The organism is Larkinella rosea, from assembly GCF_003858635.1.
GTDB classification, from domain to species: Bacteria; Bacteroidota; Bacteroidia; order Cytophagales; family Spirosomataceae; genus Larkinella; species Larkinella rosea.
Genome location: NZ_RQJO01000008.1, coordinates 1,558,858 through 1,578,823, shown reverse-complemented (window position 1 = coordinate 1,578,823; position 19,966 = coordinate 1,558,858). Strand labels below are relative to the sequence as shown.

General features: G+C 53.8%; 17 protein-coding genes. 11 read left to right on the top strand and 6 right to left on the bottom strand.

Going from position 1 to position 19,966, the window contains the following annotated elements; all coding sequences use genetic code 11:
• Positions 1 to 100 precede the first annotated feature (100 nt).
• The 9 genes from EHT25_RS15160 to EHT25_RS15120 are packed head-to-tail and all read left to right on the top strand — an operon-like array spanning position 101 to position 11,151.
• Positions 101 to 1,300 carry a sialidase family protein gene (locus tag EHT25_RS15160; protein WP_124875878.1) on the top strand — a complete coding sequence of 400 codons (1,200 nt, stop codon included), beginning with the start codon at positions 101 to 103 and terminating at the stop codon, positions 1,298 to 1,300.
• A 47-nt stretch (positions 1,301 to 1,347) separates the two neighbouring features.
• Complete coding sequence (locus tag EHT25_RS15155) at positions 1,348 to 2,430, top strand: sialidase family protein (protein WP_124875876.1); 1,083 nt, start codon at positions 1,348 to 1,350, stop codon at positions 2,428 to 2,430.
• A gap of 28 nt (positions 2,431 to 2,458) precedes the next feature.
• Entirely contained in the window at positions 2,459 to 3,406 is a 948-nt protein-coding gene (locus EHT25_RS15150; RefSeq protein ID WP_124875874.1) for a dihydrodipicolinate synthase family protein, read from the top strand.
• Positions 3,407 to 3,418: 12 nt separating this feature from the next.
• Complete coding sequence (locus EHT25_RS15145) at positions 3,419 to 5,998, top strand: sodium:solute symporter family protein (protein WP_124875872.1); 2,580 nt, start codon at positions 3,419 to 3,421, stop codon at positions 5,996 to 5,998.
• Positions 5,999 to 6,009: 11 nt separating this feature from the next.
• Positions 6,010 to 6,783: a phytanoyl-CoA dioxygenase family protein gene (locus EHT25_RS15140; RefSeq protein ID WP_124875870.1), complete on the top strand. Its 774-nt coding sequence runs from the start codon at positions 6,010 to 6,012 to the stop codon at positions 6,781 to 6,783.
• Positions 6,780 to 7,775 carry a dihydrodipicolinate synthase family protein gene (locus tag EHT25_RS15135; protein WP_229311549.1) on the top strand — a complete coding sequence of 332 codons (996 nt, stop codon included), beginning with the start codon at positions 6,780 to 6,782 and terminating at the stop codon, positions 7,773 to 7,775. Before EHT25_RS15140 ends, EHT25_RS15135 begins: the two co-directional genes overlap by 4 nt.
• Positions 7,765 to 8,718 carry a D-2-hydroxyacid dehydrogenase gene (locus tag EHT25_RS15130; RefSeq protein WP_185731372.1) on the top strand — a complete coding sequence of 318 codons (954 nt, stop codon included), beginning with the start codon at positions 7,765 to 7,767 and terminating at the stop codon, positions 8,716 to 8,718. The genes EHT25_RS15135 and EHT25_RS15130 overlap by 11 nt, the downstream gene beginning before the upstream one ends.
• On the top strand, positions 8,708 to 10,024 hold the full coding sequence (locus tag EHT25_RS15125) for a sialidase family protein (protein WP_124875866.1): 1,317 nt from the start codon (positions 8,708 to 8,710) through the stop codon (positions 10,022 to 10,024). The genes EHT25_RS15130 and EHT25_RS15125 overlap by 11 nt, the downstream gene beginning before the upstream one ends.
• On the top strand, positions 10,021 to 11,151 hold the full coding sequence (locus tag EHT25_RS15120; protein WP_185731371.1) for a mandelate racemase/muconate lactonizing enzyme family protein: 1,131 nt from the start codon (positions 10,021 to 10,023) through the stop codon (positions 11,149 to 11,151). The genes EHT25_RS15125 and EHT25_RS15120 overlap by 4 nt, the downstream gene beginning before the upstream one ends.
• A gap of 45 nt (positions 11,152 to 11,196) precedes the next feature.
• Here the strand turns inward: EHT25_RS15120 and EHT25_RS15115 are convergent, their stop codons facing one another.
• Positions 11,197 to 11,661 (bottom strand): cupin domain-containing protein, encoded by a 465-nt coding sequence (locus EHT25_RS15115; protein ID WP_185731370.1) that lies wholly within the window; start codon positions 11,659 to 11,661, stop codon positions 11,197 to 11,199.
• A gap of 213 nt (positions 11,662 to 11,874) precedes the next feature.
• Here EHT25_RS15115 and EHT25_RS15110 point away from each other — a divergent pair, with 213 nt between their 5' ends.
• Together EHT25_RS15110 and EHT25_RS15105 are read left to right on the top strand one after the other, a co-directional pair.
• The gene (locus tag EHT25_RS15110) at positions 11,875 to 12,459 is read left to right on the top strand and encodes a TetR/AcrR family transcriptional regulator (RefSeq protein WP_124875860.1); all 585 of its coding nucleotides are present in this window, start codon (positions 11,875 to 11,877) and stop codon (positions 12,457 to 12,459) included.
• Positions 12,456 to 13,127: an NAD-dependent epimerase/dehydratase family protein gene (locus EHT25_RS15105; protein ID WP_124875858.1), complete on the top strand. Its 672-nt coding sequence runs from the start codon at positions 12,456 to 12,458 to the stop codon at positions 13,125 to 13,127. The genes EHT25_RS15110 and EHT25_RS15105 overlap by 4 nt, the downstream gene beginning before the upstream one ends.
• A gap of 26 nt (positions 13,128 to 13,153) precedes the next feature.
• Here the strand turns inward: EHT25_RS15105 and EHT25_RS15100 are convergent, their stop codons facing one another.
• The 5 genes from EHT25_RS15100 to EHT25_RS15080 form a co-directional block, all read right to left on the bottom strand.
• Entirely contained in the window at positions 13,154 to 14,530 is a 1,377-nt protein-coding gene (locus tag EHT25_RS15100; RefSeq protein ID WP_124875856.1) for a sensor histidine kinase, read from the bottom strand.
• A gap of 8 nt (positions 14,531 to 14,538) precedes the next feature.
• Positions 14,539 to 14,733: a hypothetical protein gene (locus EHT25_RS15095; RefSeq protein ID WP_124875854.1), complete on the bottom strand. Its 195-nt coding sequence runs from the start codon at positions 14,731 to 14,733 to the stop codon at positions 14,539 to 14,541.
• Between the two features lie 111 nt (positions 14,734 to 14,844).
• Positions 14,845 to 15,522 (bottom strand): response regulator, encoded by a 678-nt coding sequence (locus tag EHT25_RS15090; RefSeq protein WP_124875852.1) that lies wholly within the window; start codon positions 15,520 to 15,522, stop codon positions 14,845 to 14,847.
• Positions 15,523 to 15,596: 74 nt separating this feature from the next.
• Positions 15,597 to 16,208, bottom strand: coding sequence for an RNA polymerase sigma factor (locus EHT25_RS15085; RefSeq protein ID WP_229311548.1), 612 nt, complete (start codon positions 16,206 to 16,208; stop codon positions 15,597 to 15,599).
• Between the two features lie 212 nt (positions 16,209 to 16,420).
• Positions 16,421 to 19,870, bottom strand: a complete 3,450-nt coding sequence (locus tag EHT25_RS15080) for a ThuA domain-containing protein (RefSeq protein WP_124875850.1) — start codon at positions 19,868 to 19,870, stop codon at positions 16,421 to 16,423.
• Positions 19,871 to 19,966: the final 96 nt, after the last annotated feature.

Below are 19,966 nucleotides of genomic sequence, written 5' to 3'. Positions count from 1 at the left end.
GTGTTTTATTTCCATTAATGAGTTAACAGATTTCGTCAGGAAAGGTAAAAACACGGACTAAAGTCCGTGGGTACGTCGGGCACCAAAAACCGCAAAACTTATGAAAAACAGACACTTCTTCCTTTACCCCCTGCTCAGCCTGCTAACCGCGTTTTCAGTATTTGCGCAATCGACACCGGAGCAAATACCGGTTTTTGATCCCGGCACGACCTACGCAACCACCCGAATTCCGGCTTTGGTTTGTACCAAAAAAGGAACTTTGCTGGCGTTCTGCGAAGCCCGCGTCACGGGTGCCGGCGACTGGGCCGACATCGATCTGCTGATGCGCCGGAGTGCCGATGGTGGCAAAACCTGGGAAGAACCGGTGGTGATCGCGCCCCGCGAAGCCAAGCGGCCCACCAGCAACATTACGCCGATTGTCGACCGCGACGGCAAAACCATTCACCTGCTCTACCAGCGGAATTACGCCAATGCGTATTACATCAAATCCACCGACGAAGGCAAAACCTGGACGGAACCGAAGGACATCACCTACGCTTTTGAGCAATTCCGGCCCGAATACAACTGGAAAGTGCTGGCGCCCGGCCCCGGTCACGCCATTCAGCTCGAAAAAGGCAAAAACAAAGGGCGAATCGTGATTCCGATCTGGCTCTGCGAACCGAATCCGAAAATCCCGGGCGGTGATCACCGGCCGTCGTGCGTGGCCACGGTTTACAGTGACGATGCGGGCAAAACCTGGAAGCGGGGGGCCATCGTGGTCAATAACTCGCCCGAAATGGTCAATCCGAGCGAAAATGTGGCTGTGGAGCTGACGGACGGGCGCGTGATGCTCAACATCCGCAGCGAATCGGCCCCGCACCAGCGACTGGTGGCCTACAGCCCCGACGGCATTTCCAACTGGACCAAACCGGTTTTTGACGACGAACTGTTCGACCCGGTTTGCATGGCCAGCCTGATCCGGATTCCCGGCGACCGCACCCACAAAACCGCCCTGCTGTTTGTCAACCCCGACAGCCAGGCCGATCCTTCGATGCTGAATGTGGCCAATAATTTCCGTAAACGACAGAATCTGATGGCGAAAGTCAGCTTCGACGAGGGCCAAAGCTGGTCAATCAAAAAAGTGCTGGAACCAGAATCGGCGGGTTATTCGGACCTGGCCGTTGGTCCCGACGGAACCATCTATTGCCTCTACGAAACGAACCAGAACTCGGGCGGAACCTGGAAATACCGCGTCGTGCTCAAAAAATTCAACATGGCCTGGCTGATGGACGGGCAGGCCGAAGCGAAAAAAATACACTGATTAAAAGTATGCAAGCTGACCCAAAAATGTTGAAAAAAAGAGTGGTAATGGCTGCGCTTACTGCCTGTCTCTTCGTAGCGGCTAAAGCACAAACGTATCAGCCGAATTTGCCGATTCTCGATGTGTCGAGCGAGAAAAACCGGCATATCGTGATCGCCAGAGGGACGGAAGAAACCTATCAGGGCCATCCAACCACGGTTTTGATGCCGGATGGCAAAACCCTATTTTGTGTGTGGTCATTTGATCATGGTGGAAAATGCGGCCCGTTGGCAAAAAGTACGGACGGCGGGTTGAAATGGGAAGCGATTTCGACGCCTGCCGATTGGAGCACGGCTTTTAACTGCCCCAGTATTTATAACCTGGAAGACAAGAACGGAAAGTCTCGCCTGATGGTGTTTGCCGCCCGTCCGGGCATGTCACAAACCTGGAGTGAGGATGGCGGAAAAACCTGGACACCGATCAAAAGCCTGGGCAAACCGTGCGTGATGGCTTTTTCAAGCATTGTGAAGTTGCAAAATGGCGACTACCTGGGCTTATACCACCGGGGGCCGGATGACAAAGACCGCTCACCTTTAAAAATCTGGCAGTCGATTTCAAAGGATGGCGGAGTTACCTGGGGAGAATCCGTTATGGTGGGAGAAATGGAAGGTCGTTCGCCGTGTGAACCCGCCGTATTTCGCTCACCAAACGGCAAAGAGCTCCTGTGTATCATGCGTGAAAACCAGCGGAAAGGCCGGTCCCTGATGATGGTTTCGAATGATGAAGGTACAACGTGGTCGAAGCCGGTGGAAGCACCCTGGGGCCTGACTGGTGATCGGCATATGGTGCGCTATATGCCGGATGGACGAATTGTTTCGGTTTTCCGGGATATGGCTCCCAACAGTCCAACAAAAGGCCATTTTGTGGCTTGGGTAGGCACTTATTCGGATATCATAAATGGGTTGTCCGGTCAATACCGCGTCAAGTTACTACATAGTTTTGCGGGTCCGGATTGTGGATATCCGGGTTTGGAATTACTGCCGGATGGCACGCTGGTGGCTACCACCTACATTAAATATGAACCAGGTAAGAAAAAGCATTCCGTTGTCTCCGTGCGTTTTAAGCTCGAAGAGTTTGACAAAATGCTTTAGTAGAATAATACTATCTCCATAATCGACCATGAATTTTAAAAAAACTGAGGGCCTTTTAACGGCTCCGTTTACCCCTTTTCACACGGACGGGTCACTGAACCTGCACTTGATTCCAGCCTTGGTTGACAAAATGATTGCGGATGGCGTCACCGGCGCGTTTGTCTGCGGTAGCAACGGCGAGGGGCCAAACATGACGTCAGAAGAGCGCAAAGCCGTGGCCGAAGCTTTCGTTCGGGCATCGGCAGGGCGACTGCGTATATGGGTACACGTTGGACATTCCAGCATCCGCGAGTCCCAGGATTTAATGCGCCACGCCCGCGACATTGGCGCTGATGCCGCGTCGTCGGTGGCGGCTTTTTACTTCAAACCGTCGTCGGTCCAGAATCTGGTGGATTGCATGAGCGAAATTGCGTCGGCCGCGCCGGATTTTCCGTTTTATTACTACCATATTCCCACCCTCACGGGCGTCGGCATGGACATGACGGAGTTTCTGCGGCTGGGCGAAGCGGTTATTCCGAATTTGCAGGGCATCAAATACACCGCCACAACCATCTGGGAATACCAGGCGTGCCTGAACTACGCGCAGGGGCGGTTTGACGTGTTGTACGGTTTTGACGAAATGCTGCTCCCTGCCCTGAGCGTCGGGGCGAAAGCAGCCATCGGCAGCACCTACAATTTTGCGGCTCCGCTCTACCTCGACGTCATGGCGGCCTACCGCTCGGGCCAGCAGGAACGGGCGCAGCAATTGATGATCAATCTGGTCAATATGGTCCGGGTTTTTGTAAAATTCCCGCCGATTCCGGCGCAACGGGCCATCATGCACATGCTCGGTTTTGACCTCGGTCCCTGCCGCCTGCCGCTGACGCAACTTACCAACGGGCAATACACGCAGCTTAAAACGGAGCTGGAGCAGATTGGTTTTCTCCAGTCGTTAACCACGCAGCGGCCAACGGCGGTGCTGGGTGCCAACTCTTAACCGGATTCGTTCATGCGAACACCCTGGCTATTCCTAACCCTCCTTTTCCTGACTTCGATGAGCCTCGCTCAACCTAACTCGTTCAATTGGAGTCAGCTTCCCGCGCTGCCCGACCCGGTCGGTTTTGCCGGTTCCTACGCGGGCGTCAGCAACGGCGCGTTGCTGGTGGCCGGTGGTGCCAATTTCCCCGACAACGTGGGGCCGTGGGGAACCACCAAAAAGACCTGGTACGACGCCATTTACGCCCTCGACAAACCCGATGGCCAATGGAAAAAAGTGGGCAAACTGCCGCGCCCGATGGGTTACGGCGTTTCGCTGACCACACCGGAAGGCATTCTGTTCATCGGCGGAGCCGACGGCGACCGGCATTATGACGACGTTTTTTTGCTGAATTACGCGAACGGAACCGTCACCAAAAAGCTATTCCCTTCCCTCCCAACACCGCTGGCGAACGCATCCGGAGCAGTTCTGAACGGTTCGGTGTACATCGCCGGCGGCATCGAAACGCCGACGGACACAACCGCCGAGAAGCTCTTTTTCCGGCTGGATTTTTCCAAACCGAATGCCCAATGGCAACGGCTGGAAAGCTGGCCGGGACCCGGCCGGATGCTGGCCGTTGCCGGGGCGCAGGACGGGAAATTCTTCCTGTTCAGCGGCACGGAAGTCGCTCAAGATTCGAAAACAGGCGGTATCCGACGGACGTATCTGGCTGATGCTTACGCCTATAATCCAATGAAAAACACCTGGTCGAAGCTGGCGGATCTGCCCCATCCGGCGGTGGCGGCTCCGTCACCTGCTTTTGCTGCCGGCCAATCGCACCTGCTCGTGATGGGCGGTGACGACGGCAGCAAAGCCGCCGAGAACCTGATTCTGAAAGAAAACCACCCCGGTTTTCGGAACGAAATCTTGGCCTATCACACCCTGACCAACACCTGGGCGGAAGTGGGGCAGGTTTCGGTGGATAAAAAACCGGATGCCGTTGCCAACCCGTCCGCCAGCACGTGGGCCCCCGTCACCACCCCGCTGGTGGTCTGGCACGGTCAGGTCGTTCTGCCCGGTGGTGAGGTGCGGCCCGGCGTGCGGACGAACCGGATTTTAACGGCGGAACCGACGCAGCGCAGCGGAACGTTTGGCGGTTTCGACTGGGGCGTCGTCGGGCTCTATTTCCTGCTCGTCGTGGGCATCAGCACCTACGTAGCCAGCAAAATGAAAGCGTCCACCGACGATTTTTTTCTGGGCGGACGCAACATTCCGTGGTGGGCCGCCGGACTCAGCATTTTCGGTTCCAAACTGAGCGCACTGACCTTCATTGCCATTCCCGCCAAATCCTACGCGACCGACTGGACCTACATTCTGGCGAATGTGTGTATCGTATTGGTAGCGCCGGTGGTGGTGTATTTTTTCCTGCCGTATTACCGAAAAATCCGGATCACCAGCGTCTACGAATTTCTGGAACGGCGGTTTGACATACGCGTCAAGCTGTTGGGCAGTCTGACGTTTGTCCTGTTTCAAATCGGGCGGCTCGGCATCGTCATTTATCTGCCCGCATTGGTTCTCAGTACGGTAACAGGCATCAATTTACTGCTTTGCATTGGCTTAATCAGTTTGATCACAACGGCTTACACTATTTCGGGCGGCATCGAAGCCGTCGTCTGGACGGAAGTCATGCAGGTCGTGGTGTTGATGGGTGGAGCGTTTTTCAGCCTCTATTTCATGGCCAGTTCGGTCGGGGGTTTTGGCCCGATGATCGAAGAAGCCAGTCAGGCCGGAAAATTTAACCTGATCAACTCCGGTTTTGCCATGACCGAACCGGTTTTGTGGGTGGTGCTGGTCGGGAATTTCCTGTCGCAGCTCACCACCTATTCGTCCGATCAGGTGGTGGTGCAACGTTACCTGACCACGGCAACCGAAGCCGAAGCCCGGCAGTCGATCTGGACCAACGCACTCCTGGCGATTCCCGCAACGCTGATGTTTTTCATGGCCGGAACCGCCCTCTGGGTCTTCTTCAGCCACAATCCCGGGCAGCTCAACGTCAATGGCCGCACCGACGACATCTTTCCGTTCTATATCTCCACGCAGTTACCCGCCGGTTTGCGGGGCCTTGTCATTGCCGGTTTATTTGCCGCCACGATGTCCACCATTTCGTCGAGCATGAATTCCATCGCGACGGTGTTGACGACGGATTTTTACCAGTTCGCCCGACCGAAAGCCACGGACGGACAGCGGTTCCGGTTCGCCCGGTTTTCGACGCTAGGGCTGGGTCTGGCGGGCGTCGGCATTGCGGTCTGGCTGGTGTATTTGCAGAACAATTCGATCTGGGACCAGTACCTGAAATTGACCGGCATGTTCGGTGGTTGTCTGGCGGGGATGTTTATCGCGGGCATTTTCTTCCGGCAAATCACGAGTGGCGGTCTGTTGACCGGTTTTCTGCTGAGTGCGGTTTTGCTCTATTTCGTTCAGACCAATAGCTGGGTTCACTTCTTTCTGTACCCCGGTATCGGCATCGTCGGCTGCGTGGTGTTCGGCTTACTGTTCAGCCCGGTTTTTCCCGAGAAACAACCCCAACGAAAGCCGGTTTCGGCCATTGAATAACGACAAAAAGTATGGAATCAATTACCGAAAAAGAAATCCTCTGCCAGGCTTTCCGGCGGGATGGCTTCGTGTTTTTACCTGGTTTTTTATCGCCCGAGGAGGTGAACGACGTCAATGCGCAACTGGAAAAACTGATTCGGGAAGTGGTGCCAACCATGCCGCCCGAACACGCGTTTTACGAAAACCGGGATGATCCTTCGACGCTTAAGCAGTTGCAGACGCTGTTCAGTTACGACCCGTTTTTTCACCAAATGATGTTCGGAAGCCGGTTTGAAAATCTGGCAGCGGTTTTACTGGACGATGCCGTAACGGGGCAGAATATGCAGTATTTCAACAAACCGCCAAAAATCGGTAAGCCGACACCCGCCCATCAGGACGGCTATTATTTCATGCTGGAACCGAACGAAGCCGTCACGATGTGGATGGCGCTGGAACCGGTGGACGAAGAAAACGGCTGCGTTCGCTACGTGCGGGGCTCGCATCTTCGGGGTTTGCGCCCACACGGCCGGACCGGCGTGCTGGGCTTCTCGCAGGGCATGACCGACTTCGGAACGCCGGACGATCTGGCCAATGAAGTATACTTCCCGACCCAACCCGGCGACCTGCTCGTGCATCACTCCCTGACCATTCACCGCGCCGACGGCAATGCGAGCGAAAACCGCACCCGCAAGGCATTAGGCTTTATTTACTACGCCGAGCGGGCGAAAGAAGATATGACTCGCAAACAGGCTTACCAGATGCAATTAGCCGCCGAACTGCGCGCTAGAACCGATACAACTGCATGATAATGGAAAAACCCGCCCGAAATCGGATCGCTGGAAAACCGCTCGAAGCCGCCGACATCCGGGGCAATTGGGCGACGCTCATGCTCCCCATCGACGACGATGAAAGCATCCATTTTGCGCGACTGGCGGACGAAATCGACGCGCTGATCGGTTTTGGCGTCGACGGTATTTATTCCAATGGTACGGCGGGCGAGTTTTATAACCAGACCGAAACCGAGTTCGATCGGATTCATGAATTGCTCGCGCAGAAGTGCCACGCGGCCGGAATGCCGTTTCAGATTGGCGTCAGTCACATGAGTCCGGTGCTGTCGCTCGAACGGCTGAAACGGAGTTTAAAGTGGGAACCGGGCGCCGTGCAGGTCATTCTGCCCGACTGGTTTCCGACCATCGAAGCCGAACAGATCGCGTTTCTGCGCAAAATGGCGGCTGTTTCGGAAACCGTGCGGCTGGTGCTTTACAATCCGCCCCACGCCAAAGTCCGTTTGACGCCCGAAGAATTTGGTCGGCTGAAAGACGCTGTTCCGCAATTGGTCGGCGTAAAAGTACCCGGCGGATCGGCCGATTGGTATGCTCAAATGCGGCAATACATGATTAAATTATCGGTTTTTGTTCCGGGTCATGTTCTGGCGACGGGTGTGCGGGAAGGAGCGCACGGAGCGTATTCGAACGTGGCTTGTCTGCATCCCCAAGTCGCTCAGGACTGGTACAACCTAATGCAAACCGATCTGGAAACTGCGCTGGAATGGGAAGCTCGCATTCAGCAATTCATGAATGAGTTCATCGCTCCCTACATCACCGAACATCGGTATCCGAATCCGGCCTGCGACAAGCTGCTGGCGGTCGTTGGAGGCTGGGCAACTGTCGGGAGTCGGCTGCGCTGGCCGTACCGGTTTATTCCGGAAACCGAAGCCGGGCGCGTTCGGGAAGCAGCCCAACGCCTGATCCCGGAGTTTTTTCCCACGAATGAAAACCGCTCCCCGTATGTCGCCTAGACGTATTCTCATTGCCATCGATGACTTCAGTGCCAGTCACCTCGACCACCTCCGAAAAACCGTGGACGACCGGGCCGAGTTGGTCGTTATTCCGCAAAATGCCCCCGAACCGAAATACCGGGCAGCGTTGCTCCACGCCGATGTCGTTGTCGGCTGGCCGAAAGCCGAGTGGTTATTGAAAACGCCGGTGAAATTCCTGCAAATTGGTTCGTCGGGTTGGGACGATTACCAGAACAAGGGCTTGCCAGAACACGGGATTACGCTCTGCAACGGCCGGGGTATTTATTCAGTGGGTGTGGCCGAACACGCAATCGGGATGATGATGGCATTGGTTCGGCGCATTCCAACGCACGTTCACGATAAAGACGAACGAAAATTCCGGCGCCATCTCCCCTATCCCACTGAAATAACCGGATCGACGGCGCTCATCGTTGGTCTGGGGGACATTGGCACCGAACTGGCGAAGCGGTGCAAAGGACTGGAAATGAAGGTCATTGCCGTTGTCCGGCGACCTGCTAATCAATCCGATTGGGTAGACGAATGGGTACTGCTGCCCGATCTGAAAACCGGTTTGCAGCAGGCCGATCATGTTTTCTTAACGATGCCCGGTAGTGCCGAAAACCTCAATCTGTTCAGCCGGGATGTATTGGCGTGGATGAAACCGTCGGCTTATCTGTACAATCTTTCACGCGGGACAACCGTCGATGAACAGGCCCTTTTTGAATTTCTGCGGGATGGTAAACTCGCCGGAGCCGGTCTGGACGTAACGACGGTTGAACCCTTACCCGAAAACAATCCATTGTGGACGCTCGGCGACCATGTACTAATTACCGGACATTCAGCCGGCTTATCTTCGAATCATACCGAGCGGTTTTGCCAATTGACAAGTCGAAACTTAAACCACTATTTAACCGAACAACCCCTTGAAAACCGTGTCCTCTAAACTCAACCGGATCGGCTGTTTGCTGATGTTGACAACGGCGGTTCTGCCCGCAGCCGCCCAGTCGCCCGATACGCTGGCGCACACGATCAACCTGGCGGGCCGCGATTTTGCGATCGCGCAATTGCCAAAACCGCTCACCGTGCGAGCCGAACTGGGCATTGCCACCACCCTCCCTTCGCTGCAGGGACAGATTATTCATCGCGCCCGAAACCGGCAGGGCGGTTTGTACGAAACGCGGGCAACCGTCACCCCAAACGGCGACTACCTGCTCATGTTTCCCGACGGCGGACATTACGGTCACGGTAAGACCAAAACGAACGATATGCTGGCGTATCGTTCCAAAGACAAGGGCAAAACGTGGCAGGGGCCGACCGTCGCTTTTGACATCGACTACAACCAGCACGGCTTTATCCCATTCATTCCCAGAGGTTCCAAACGGATTTACGCGTTCGGAACGCAACCTGTCTGGGGAACCTACAGCCGGGAGGATGGGCTTCAGGAAAACGCCCCGATCGGCTACCGGTATTCCGACAATGACGGCCTGACCTGGTCGGAAGTCCGGCTGATTCGGCCCAAAAATGATCCGGGTTACCTCGGCATGTCGGTGATGCGGATGACCGAAACCGCCAACGGAACCTGGCTTTTGGGCACGCACGAGGGCGACTGGTCGTACAAACCGCTCATGACGCGGCTGTATTTACTGCGGTCGGACGACAAGGGTCAAACCTGGACGTTGCTACCGGGAAAACGACACGGCGGCTGGCACGCGAAAGGCTTTAACCGCATGGACGAAGGCCGCCCGATTGCGCTCGGTGGCAACAACGTGCTGTTTATGATGCGCACCGCCGAAGGTCACCTGTGGAGCAGTCGCAGCACCGACGACGGGTTAACCTGGCCGTATCCCAAACCGACCCCGCTCGTTCACCCCGATGCTCCGCCGATGCTGTTTCATTTGTCGGACAACAAAACACTCATCGCGTTCCACCACAACCGGCACAGCGACCCGAATAATCCCGAACTGAGTGGTAGCAACAAAAAACAGATGCAGGATCGCTCGGAAGTCTGGTTTTCCACTTCTACTGATGAAGGCGTAACCTGGAGTGAATCGCGGTTGCTGTTCGTCAACGCGCTGGGCGAAGGGTTTGCGGCTCCGTTTCGCAATTACCAGTGTTCCTACATCGACCTGTTTGTCGACAATGGTCAGTTACATCTGTTCGTGCCCCATCGCTGGGAGCGGGTTTTGTACCTGCGCGTGCCGGAAGCAGATTTAGGCAAATGCCCCACCAAAGCCCAATTAAAGTTATGATTATTACCGAGATTACGACCCACCTGATTCGCCAGTCGTCGGAGCTTTGGTATGGTTCCGGGAAAATTCCACCCGGCTATCCGCCCCATTTCGACTTTCCACTGACGATTCTCCACACCGACCAGCCGGGACTGGAAGGTTACACGATGGACTACTGCCCGCTGGGTCAGGGCCGGGCGTCGGCCTACGCCGTGCACGACATTTATTACCATGATCTGGTCGGGAAAGACCCGCTGAACCACGAAGCGATCTGGCAATGTTTCCGGCAAAAGCAGCGGCATTTGTACAATTTCCGCGAAGCGATCTGGGGAAATCTGGATGTGGCGTTGTGGGATATCAAAGGAAAAGTGGCCGGTTTGCCGATTGCGAAATTACTGGGTCAATACCGCGACAAAGTACCGGCGTATTCGACCTGTCCGCCCCAAACCATTACGACGGTGGAGGAAGTGGCCGAACAGGTGCGGCTCAAAAAGGAACACGGTTTTCGGGGCATCAAACTGCAACTGTCCGGTGGCTCGGCGCTCGACATTCCGCGGCTGCGCATGGCCCGCGACATCGTTGGGTCGGACTTTCCGCTGATGGTGGATTCGTCGGCGGTTTTGTCGTTCGAAGATGCGCTGAAAATTGGCTACGAACTCGACGAACTACATTACGAGTGGTTTGAAGAACCCTTTCCCGATGCCCACATTCTGCAATTAAAGAAACTGGCCGAAGCCATTCGGACCCCGGTTCTGGCCGCCGAAACTGTTGGGTTGTTCGAACTGCCGCACTACATGACCGAAGGGGCCATTGACATTGTCCGGGGCGACGTTCACCACAAAAGCGGGATTACCGGCATTCTGAAAGCGCTCGGCATGTGCGAAATGATGGGTTTTGAACTGGAACTTCATACCGCAGCCGCCCCCCTGCTCGACGTGGCCAACCTGCACGTCGGATGCGCCACGCGCCTGTCGCGGTTTGTCGAAAGCCACCACCCGATGTTCCGGTTTGGGTTGAAAAATGATCCGCTGGAGGTTGGTTCGGATGGTTACCAGCACTGCCCGACCGGGCCGGGGCTGGGCGTCGAACTGGATTGGGAGTGGCTCGACAAGCACACCGTCGAGGTCATCAAAGGCCGCAGTTATTGAAAACCCGGGTGTTTGGCAACGGCCTGACACCCGGTTTTAGTTGACTTACACGTACCGGATTCCGTAGCGCGCCGACGTTTCCAGAATCACGTTCATAACTTCAGCCGGGGGCGGCCCCTGCGGCAAAACCGCTTCCGAAACCTCTTCACTCAGTTCGTAAAAGAACCCTTCAAAATAACCGGGGGTCAGATACAACAGCACTTTGGCAGTCGGTGTCAACACCTCGAAAGCGTGCGGAATCATCCGGGGCAGGAAAATGGTATCGCCCGGTTTGGCGTCGATTGTCTGCTCGCCCAGCGTGAAACGCATGTTGCCTTCCTGAATGTAAAAAAGCTCATCCTCGCGTTCGTGAATGTGTTTTGGCGGTTCAAACCCCCGCCGGAGTTCCGCTTCGATCAATGAAAATGTACCGTTGGTTTGTTCAGTCGTAACGCGAAAATTCATCAAATGTCCGTGGTGCATCCGAACATCGCCGGCCTGAACACCGGTTTTTGTCTGTGAAGTTGTCATGGTAAAAAGTAAGTGTGAATAACGGCTGCAAAGTTGGGCGACACCCGCAAAAGGGCCGGGGACGACCGGGGCAAAACGGTAGAAAAAAGGCCTGAAACCGGGAAGTGGTTCCATGAAACGGAATTGATATATAATTGATCAAAAACCGCCAATGCCCGTTGAATGGTCGGATTTTCAGGTTATCTTTATGGAGTGATCAGTCAATCCTACCGAATGGATAAGTTTGATAAACCCGAAAGAATACTGGCAACTGCGCTCCAACTCTTCGTCGAATACGGTTTTCACGGAACGCCAACGAGCAAAATTGCCAGTGAAGCCGGGGTTTCCAACGGAACGCTTTTTCATTATTTCAAGACGAAAGACGAACTGGTCGTATCGCTATATACCTCCCTTAAAAGTGAGCTGAATCAGTATCTGGCGCTAAAAATCAACGAAAAGGACAGCATTAAAGAGAAATTCAGGAGTCTGTTCACGTATTCCGTGGCCTGGGCGTTGGAAAACCGGGATGCCTTTTACTTCCTTCAGCAGTTTCATTTTTCACCGCATCTGGAACTGGTGCCCGCCGGAGTCATTCAGCAACAAAGCGAGTTGTCAATGAATTTGCTTCAGGAAGCACAGTCGGCGAAGGTGTTGAAACCATTACCCCTGGAGTTGATTGCTTCGCTTTTTGTCCAACAGATCAATGGATTGTATCAGTATCTGACTACCCACACCGAACCGGTCGAGAAGCAACAAAAATGGATCAACGACGTCTTTGAATTATCCTGGACACTGATCGCAAACTCCGAAGCCCAATGACATCGAACAAAATCAGAGCTATTATCACCGGAACGACCGGCATGGTCGGTGAAGGCGTATTGCACGAATGCCTGCAACATCCCGACGTCGAAGCCGTCCTGATCATCAATCGAAAACCGTATGGCCTAAAACACCCCAAGTTGACGGAAATCATCCATAAAGACTTTTTCAACTTTTCGGCCATTGAAAACCAGCTGGTTGGCTATAACGCGTGCTTTTTCTGCCTCGGTGTTTCGTCGGTGGGCATGAAAGAACCGGAATATTATAAGCTCACGTATACACTGACCATGCACGTCGCAACGACGCTGAGCAAACTGAACCCCGATATGACCTTCTGTTACGTGTCGGGGGGCGGCACCGACAGTACGGAAAAAGGCCGGTCGATGTGGGCCCGGGTAAAAGGCAAAACCGAGAACGATTTGACGAAACTGCCTTTCAAACAGGAATATAACTTCCGGCCCGGCTTTATTAAGCCCACTGAAGGCTTGAAAAATACGCTGAAAATGTACCGCTATCTTCTGTGGCTCTACCCCATCGGCCGGGCGCTGTATCCCAACGGTTTTTGTACGCTGAAAGAGATCGGCCTGGCCATGATCAACACGGTGACGAAGGGATACGAAAAGAATATTCTGGAAGGGAAAGAGATAATCGAACTGGCAAAGAGATAACGAAACCGCTGATATCCTTCTCAGCATCAGCGACTAAATTCCCGCACCAGCTCCAGTTGGAAAACCGTCGGCTGGCCTTCGTCCGAGGTAACGGTTATGGTTCCCTGGTGAAGCTGGACAATGCGTTTCACCAGCGACAGGCCAACGCCATTTCCCCGGACTTCGGCGGTTTGCCGACCCCGGTAAAAAGGTTCGAAAATGTAGGGTAGTTCGTCGGCCGGAATGGGGCTGCCGACGTTTTGAATGCTAATCCGGACGGCGGTTTTGCTGAAACTGACCTGAATGAGCGCATTACCGTCGCTGGAAAATTTACAGGCGTTTTCGGTCAGGTTTTTCAGGGCGGTTCGGAGCAGGGCGGTATTTCCCGGCACGGTTACCTGATTGAAATCGTCGGGTAATTCCTCAAAATGAACAATAACATCGTAATGGGGATTTGTTTCGCTGACATCTTCCCAAACGTCCCATACCACTTCGTCCAGCCGCACCGAATCCGTTAACAAACCCACCGCCGATTCCTGATTAACCTGCGAAAGTTGCAGCAATTCGCGCGTCAGCGTTGATAATTCGTGGACATCGTCCAGTACGGAACGAATGGTTTCCTGGTAGGTCGTCGATTCCCGGCGATTGAGCAGGGCCACTTCCAGTTGGGAGCTGATCTGGGTCAGCGGATTTTTCAGTTCGTGCGAAACATTGGCCACGAACATGCGCTGCAGCCGAAACGACTCGTCGATCCGGTCGAGCAGGCGGTTGATGGTGATGGACAGTCGGCTGATTTCGTCGTTTTCCGTGCTGACCGGCAGCCGCTCCGGCAGGGTATTCGGAAAAATATGGTTCAGTTGCTGCTCCATGCGCTGCATCGGCCGAAGCGCTTCGCCCGCATAAAGCCAGCCCGAAAAGGCCACAATCCCGACAATTCCCCCGAACAAACCGATCAGAACGCCCAACATCCGGAGCAGAAACTGGTCGCCATAGCGGTTCTCGGCGCTGGCGAGCACGATGTATTGCCCATTGGCCGTGGCATATTGAATACCGGTGACAAAGGCTGCCCCTTGCCGGAATTTCCGGTTTTTCCGGCTCCGGATTTCGTCCAGCACCTTCGTGGAAACGGCCAGCGGTATTTGCTCATTGGTAATAAAAACCGGGCTATTTTTACCGTCGTAAACCGCTATTTTCTGCGCCGGCAGCTGGTCTTTGCGCAGTCGGCTGAATTGCCCCAGTAACTGCGGAGACATGCGCTGATGGATCAGGAATTCGCCGACGGTATCCGCTTTTCGCTCGAGCCGACGGTAAAAATCCGACGAAATAAAGTAGGAGCAAAACGCATAGAGACAGGCAAAAGCCAACGCCAGAATGGCCGAAACCAAACCCGTGAAGCGGAGAGTCAGTCGGGTGCGAATGGTCATAAACCGGATTAGCGCAACAGGGCGGGAATATCGACCAGCCAGGCTATCAGCAATGTCAACACAAAAAAGCTAATCATTAAAATCATCAGCCAGTCGGGCTGTCGGGGTTCGCGCCGATTCGGTGATCGCAAACTCCGTTTTGGTCCGTTCAACGGCCCCGAATCCGGTTCAAAGGTGTGGCGGTATCGCAAGTTAGTGGTCATATTCAGGTACTGGAAAACAGGCCATGTCCACAAAGCTGGAGCGGTTTTCTTAAATCGAATTAAGTAATTGCTTAGAATTTACTTAGAAAACCGCTTCTTCCGGCAACAGCTCTACTCTTCTTTCAGTACATACCCCATCCCAAACTGCGTGTGAATGAGCTTCTTCGGAAAATCTTTATCGATTTTCTTCCGTAAATAATTGATATACACTTCCACCACATTGGTCCCGGCATCAAAATTCAGCCCCCAGACGCGTTCCGCAATATCGACTTTTGAGAGTACCCGACCCTGGTTTCGCAACAGGTATTCGAGCAGGGCAAACTCGCGGGCCGTCAAATCGACCGGTTGCCCGTTGCGATGAACCGTTTTAGCATCCAGATTCATTTCAATACCGGCAAACCGAAGCATCTGGGCCGTCATGGCCACCTGCGAACTGCGTTTGGTCAACGACCGAACCCGCGCCAGCAATTCGGCAAACTGGAACGGTTTGGTCAGGTATTGGTCCGTACCGGCATCAAATCCCATCACTTTATCGCTGGATTCGCCCAGGGCCGTCAGCAGCAAAATCGGCGTGGTGATGCCCTGCGCCCGCAATTGGCGAATCAGTTCAAACCCATTCAGACCCGGAATGATCACATCCGTAATGATGGCCGCATACGAATTCTTCAATGCTAATCGCTTGGCAATCAGCCCATCATACGCAATATCAACTTCATACTGGGTTTCTTCCAGCCCCTGTCGGATGGCGTTCAGGGTTTTGGGTTCGTCTTCAACGACTAAAATTTTCATACGCAGGGAAATCGGGTACTATGGAAGAACCACCGACACCTGGGATTGTTCCGGAAAACCGCTGGCTCGGTTCGTTACTGTAAAAAGCACAGCACCACCAGCCAATACTTGAAAAATGAAACCTGATTTTTGAGAGCAGACAACGCTTTGTAGAGCAGATTGGCGACAGACTGGCGGTTGATATCCATCAATTCCGCAATCTGTTCATTTTCCAATCCTTTGTAGAATTTCAGAAAAACCACTTCCTGCTGCCGTTTGGGGAGCGAATCGATGGCCTGACGGACCTTGCGCTGGTTTTCCGACTCGACCTCATTTTTCTCGATGGCGGTTTCCACCGTTTCCCAATCCGACAGGTGATTTATTTCCTGAAAGTAGGGAACCGAAACCGCATTTTTGTTCCGGCGAAATTCCTGCAAAAGCTGATTCCGGAGCGATTTGAACAGATAAATGGAGACAACCTGGATCGTTAGGGTCTGGCGTTTCTCCCAGATGTTGATGAAAATTTCCTGAATGGAATCTTTAATAAATTCGCGATCGGTCGTAAAGTTGGTCGCATAACTGAACAGCGAACGGTATTGCAGCTCGGCCAATTGGCAAAAAGCCACCTTCTCTCCGGCCTTTGATCGCTGCCAGAGTTCCAGTAAGTAGGTGTTCTCCTCGATTATGCGCTGCCGGTGGTCCAACATACCCGATTGTTATCGAATGGTAAAATAACAGCATTAATCGTTAATACATAAATAAAAAACGGACGATTTGCGATATATACAAGTAAAAACCGTTTAAATGCCAAATAGTCGAAATAAAATTGCGCAGCAAGGTTTACGGTGGCTGACGCAAGCTGATTTACATTTGAGCTTGAAGGCGTCAGCCACCGTAAACGGAATACCGTAAACCGATATCACTCCTGAAACTGAATCGTCACAAACTTGAGAATGGCGTCGTTGGGTTTGGTACGCTTTATCGCATAAAAGTAAACGTCGTGTTTACCACTCACCGGTTTATTGATCGTACCGGTAACTTCCTTGTTCGTATTCCAGGCACCCGTTGGCTGGTACGCCGTGGTGCTAATGATCGGACCCGCCTGGGAGTCGATCCGGACCTGAATTTCGCCGGGCTGATCCAGTGACGCGTACTCGTACGTAAATTGTTTGATGTGGGTTAAGTCGATGTTTTTCAGCAGCACATACGCCTTGTGGCCGCCCTGCGATAGATTGACGCCAAACCGGGGAAAACCGGACTGGGCATCCGTGTAAACCGCCCTCACTTTGGCATTGCGCAGCGAAACCGCATCCGTACCCGTCAACGGCCCAACCACCTGCCCGCCCTTGTCGGTATACGAAGCCAGAAGCGTGTATTGCCCCCGCAACTCGTCTTTCTGGTGATCGTTCAACGTCAGCGAACCTTGCAGCGGTACGGTTTTCTGGGCGCGCGGTTTGTCGGTTAATGAGAAAATATAACGCACCATTTCCTGCGCATCGGTAACCGAAACCTGCGGGTGGGCACTCATCACATGCACCGTTCCCCAGTTGCCACCACCGCCGGTGATGATTTTCGTCGCCAACTGGTCCAGCGCCCCGGTCTGGGTTTTGTATTTTTGCGCGACTGACAACAGCGACGGCCCCACCGACACCTTGTCAACCGTGTGACAGGCTTTGCAATCGCTGGCGTCCATCAGCATTTTGCCCGGCGGATTGCTCACCAGCACGGATGTGGGCGACTTCGGCGCGTTCGGATCGGCAGTGCTGGGCTGCGGATTGTACGCATAAAGCACTTTGATTCGCTTCGGATCGACGTTCCCATCTTCCTGATCCTGCACCTTCACCGAATACGTGAACGGTTTTCCTTCCCAGAAAAAAGTTTTGTTGTCGGTACTCGCAATCGTTACCGACGGTTTGCTATTGCCAACTTGAACGATAACCGTATCGCGACTCGTCAGGCCCGCCCGGTCGGTTACTTTCAGAATGGCTTTGTAGATCCCCGGTTTGGTATACGTATAGTTGGCGTTCAGCGTTTTAGCTCCCACGTTTTTCCCATCGAACAGCCATTCGTACCGCACTTCATCGTCGTCGTCGAGGTCGCGCGACCCCCGGCCCATGAACGCAACTGACAGCGGGGCTCGTCCGGCGGCTTCGCGCAAAATCGGGAAATTCCGGCGTTCGGACGTTAGGAAAACCGTTCGGTCGAGGTGGTTTTCCACTGCCGTATCGGCCACGCTCGCCATCGCAATCGGTGCCCGGTTTCCGGTATTGTATTCAATCTTTACCAGACGCGCATCTTCGTTATCAGCTCCGTAAACTGAACCGTATTCCAGCATGTACATGGCGCCATCGGGTCCAAAATCCAGATCGATCGGGCGTCGAAAGTCACCATTGCTCGCCATAAACGGCTCATTGCGAACGTAATTCTCGTTTTGGTCGAAGGTGAGCGCCAGCACCCAGTTGCGCATCCAGTCGAAGACGAATAGCTTGCCATCATAATATTCGGGGAATTTATTGGCAGACTTTGAATTCTTATCAAAGGTGTAAAATTTACCCGCCATCGCACTGCGGCCACCCTGCCCCAGTTCCGGAAACTCCTCCGAAGCCGCGTAGGGATACCAGATTATTGGGGGCGTCGCCGGGGGCAATTGGTTCAAACCGGTATTGTTCGGCGAATTGTTGATGGGCGCGGCCGGGTCAAATTTCGGACCGGCGGTTTTGGTCGCAAAATCCCATTTCACATACGGATAATTGTTGCCGACAAAATACGGCCAGCCGAAATAACCGGCTTTTTTTGCCTGATTGAATTCGTCGTAACCACGCGGCCCCTGCACCCCCTCCTTGCCCGCATCGGGACCGATTTCGCCCCAATACAAAACCGATGTTTTCGGATTCACGGCAATGCGGTACGGATTCCGGCAGCCCATCGTGTAGATTTCCGGCCGGGTTTTGGCAGATCCTTTCGGGAATAAATTACCGGTCGGAATCGTGTAGGTGCCGTCCGGTTCCGGGTGAATCCGCAGTACTTTCCCCTTCAGGTCGTTCGTGTTGGCCGCCGACCGCTGCGCATCCAAACTATAAAACTCTTTCCCCGGACGCTCGTCCATCGGCGAATAACCGTCTGATGGAAAGGGGCTTGAACTGTCGCCGGTCGACAAATACAGATTACCATCTTTGTCCCAGGCTAATGAGCCACCGTGGTGTGAACCGCTGTTTTTCTCGACCGGTACTTTCAGCAGAATTTTCTCCGACTTCAGATCGAGCGTATTATTGGCCTTGACCGTGAAGCGCGAAAGCTGAAAAATAATCGGTTCTTCGGTTTGTCCGGCTGGCGTATAATAAACGTAGAGTTGCTGGGTTTTCGAAAAATTCGGGTCAATCGTCAAGCCGATCAGACCGGTTCCGCCCACGTACGTAATCGGGAACTTGTGCACCAGTGCATTTTTGCGTGTTTTGGGATCATAAACCGACAGGTTGCCCTGGATTTCGGAGAAAAACACCCGTCCGTCGGGTGCCACCGCCAGTTCCATTGGTGAAGCCAGGTCGTTGACCAGAATGGTTTTTGTAAAGCGGTTTTGCTCCGGCGTCACTTTGGCGTACGATTTCTGGTAATCCAGCGGTTTGGCGTCGCCAATGGCGTATTGGATACCACCCAGTAAGTGACTGAGAAACAGCGGCTGGCTGTAACTCTCGTCGGTGTGCCCGTTGCCGGTGTAGAACGCCCGCCCACCGTCGAATTCGTGGTACCAGCTGATGGGGTGATTGGCGCCGTTGATCCCGCCTTCGTAGGAGTTTTCGTCGAGATTGGCCAGCACTTTGATGCCCGAATAGAACGAGCGGTAATTGTACCATTCGTCCGTACGCTCCCAATGGTCGGGTAACATAGTGGTCGAAACATGCGATTTATCGGTAACATCAACGGTCGCCTTGCGGACGTTGGAATTGTGCGGATGGCTGGCAAAATGGGCTCCCATCAGCTTGCCGTACCACGGCCAGTCGTATTCCGTATCGGCCGCTGCGTGAATACCGACGTAGCCTCCACCCGCCTGAATGTAGCGTTCGAATGCCGCCTGTTGCTCGCCGTTCAGGACGTTGCCGGTGGTATTGTTGAAGATCACCGTCGCGTATTTTTTCAGATTTTCATCCGTGAACGCACTGGCATCTTTCGTCGTATCCACGAGGAAATTATTCTCGCGACCGAGTTTCTGAATAGCCGCAATTCCAAACGGAATCGAGCTGTGTTTCCAGCCCTTGGTTTTTGAAAACACCAGAATGCGGGCCGGATCGACCATCCGGATTGTCATGCTCGAATGCAGCAGGAACGCGACACCGACAATAACAAGGGAACTGATTCTAATTAGTAGTGACATAACTAGCTAGGTTGGGGGTTTGTAATTCCGGATTCGAAACCGGTTCTATGGGGTATCGAATGAGTTGCAGCACGACCGACAGCGGTTTCGGCCATC

Bases quoted from the DNA above. Each gene is read 5' to 3' on its own strand.
- EHT25_RS15080 (WP_124875850.1), bottom strand. From the start codon at position 19,870: ATGTCACTACTAATTAGAATCAGTTCCCTTGTTATTGTCGGTGTCGCG.
- EHT25_RS15085 (WP_229311548.1), bottom strand. From the start codon at position 16,208: ATGTTGGACCACCGGCAGCGCATAATCGAGGAGAACACCTACTTACTG.
- EHT25_RS15120 (WP_185731371.1), top strand. From the start codon at position 10,021: ATGATTATTACCGAGATTACGACCCACCTGATTCGCCAGTCGTCGGAG.
- EHT25_RS15095 (WP_124875854.1), bottom strand. From the start codon at position 14,733: ATGACCACTAACTTGCGATACCGCCACACCTTTGAACCGGATTCGGGG.
- EHT25_RS15160 (WP_124875878.1), top strand. From the start codon at position 101: ATGAAAAACAGACACTTCTTCCTTTACCCCCTGCTCAGCCTGCTAACC.
- EHT25_RS15155 (WP_124875876.1), top strand. From the start codon at position 1,348: ATGGCTGCGCTTACTGCCTGTCTCTTCGTAGCGGCTAAAGCACAAACG.
- EHT25_RS15140 (WP_124875870.1), top strand. From the start codon at position 6,010: ATGGAATCAATTACCGAAAAAGAAATCCTCTGCCAGGCTTTCCGGCGG.
- EHT25_RS15135 (WP_229311549.1), top strand. From the start codon at position 6,780: ATGATAATGGAAAAACCCGCCCGAAATCGGATCGCTGGAAAACCGCTC.
- EHT25_RS15105 (WP_124875858.1), top strand. From the start codon at position 12,456: ATGACATCGAACAAAATCAGAGCTATTATCACCGGAACGACCGGCATG.
- EHT25_RS15100 (WP_124875856.1), bottom strand. From the start codon at position 14,530: ATGACCATTCGCACCCGACTGACTCTCCGCTTCACGGGTTTGGTTTCG.
- EHT25_RS15130 (WP_185731372.1), top strand. From the start codon at position 7,765: ATGTCGCCTAGACGTATTCTCATTGCCATCGATGACTTCAGTGCCAGT.
- EHT25_RS15115 (WP_185731370.1), bottom strand. From the start codon at position 11,661: ATGACAACTTCACAGACAAAAACCGGTGTTCAGGCCGGCGATGTTCGG.
- EHT25_RS15090 (WP_124875852.1), bottom strand. From the start codon at position 15,522: ATGAAAATTTTAGTCGTTGAAGACGAACCCAAAACCCTGAACGCCATC.
- EHT25_RS15145 (WP_124875872.1), top strand. From the start codon at position 3,419: ATGCGAACACCCTGGCTATTCCTAACCCTCCTTTTCCTGACTTCGATG.
- EHT25_RS15150 (WP_124875874.1), top strand. From the start codon at position 2,459: ATGAATTTTAAAAAAACTGAGGGCCTTTTAACGGCTCCGTTTACCCCT.
- EHT25_RS15110 (WP_124875860.1), top strand. From the start codon at position 11,875: ATGGATAAGTTTGATAAACCCGAAAGAATACTGGCAACTGCGCTCCAA.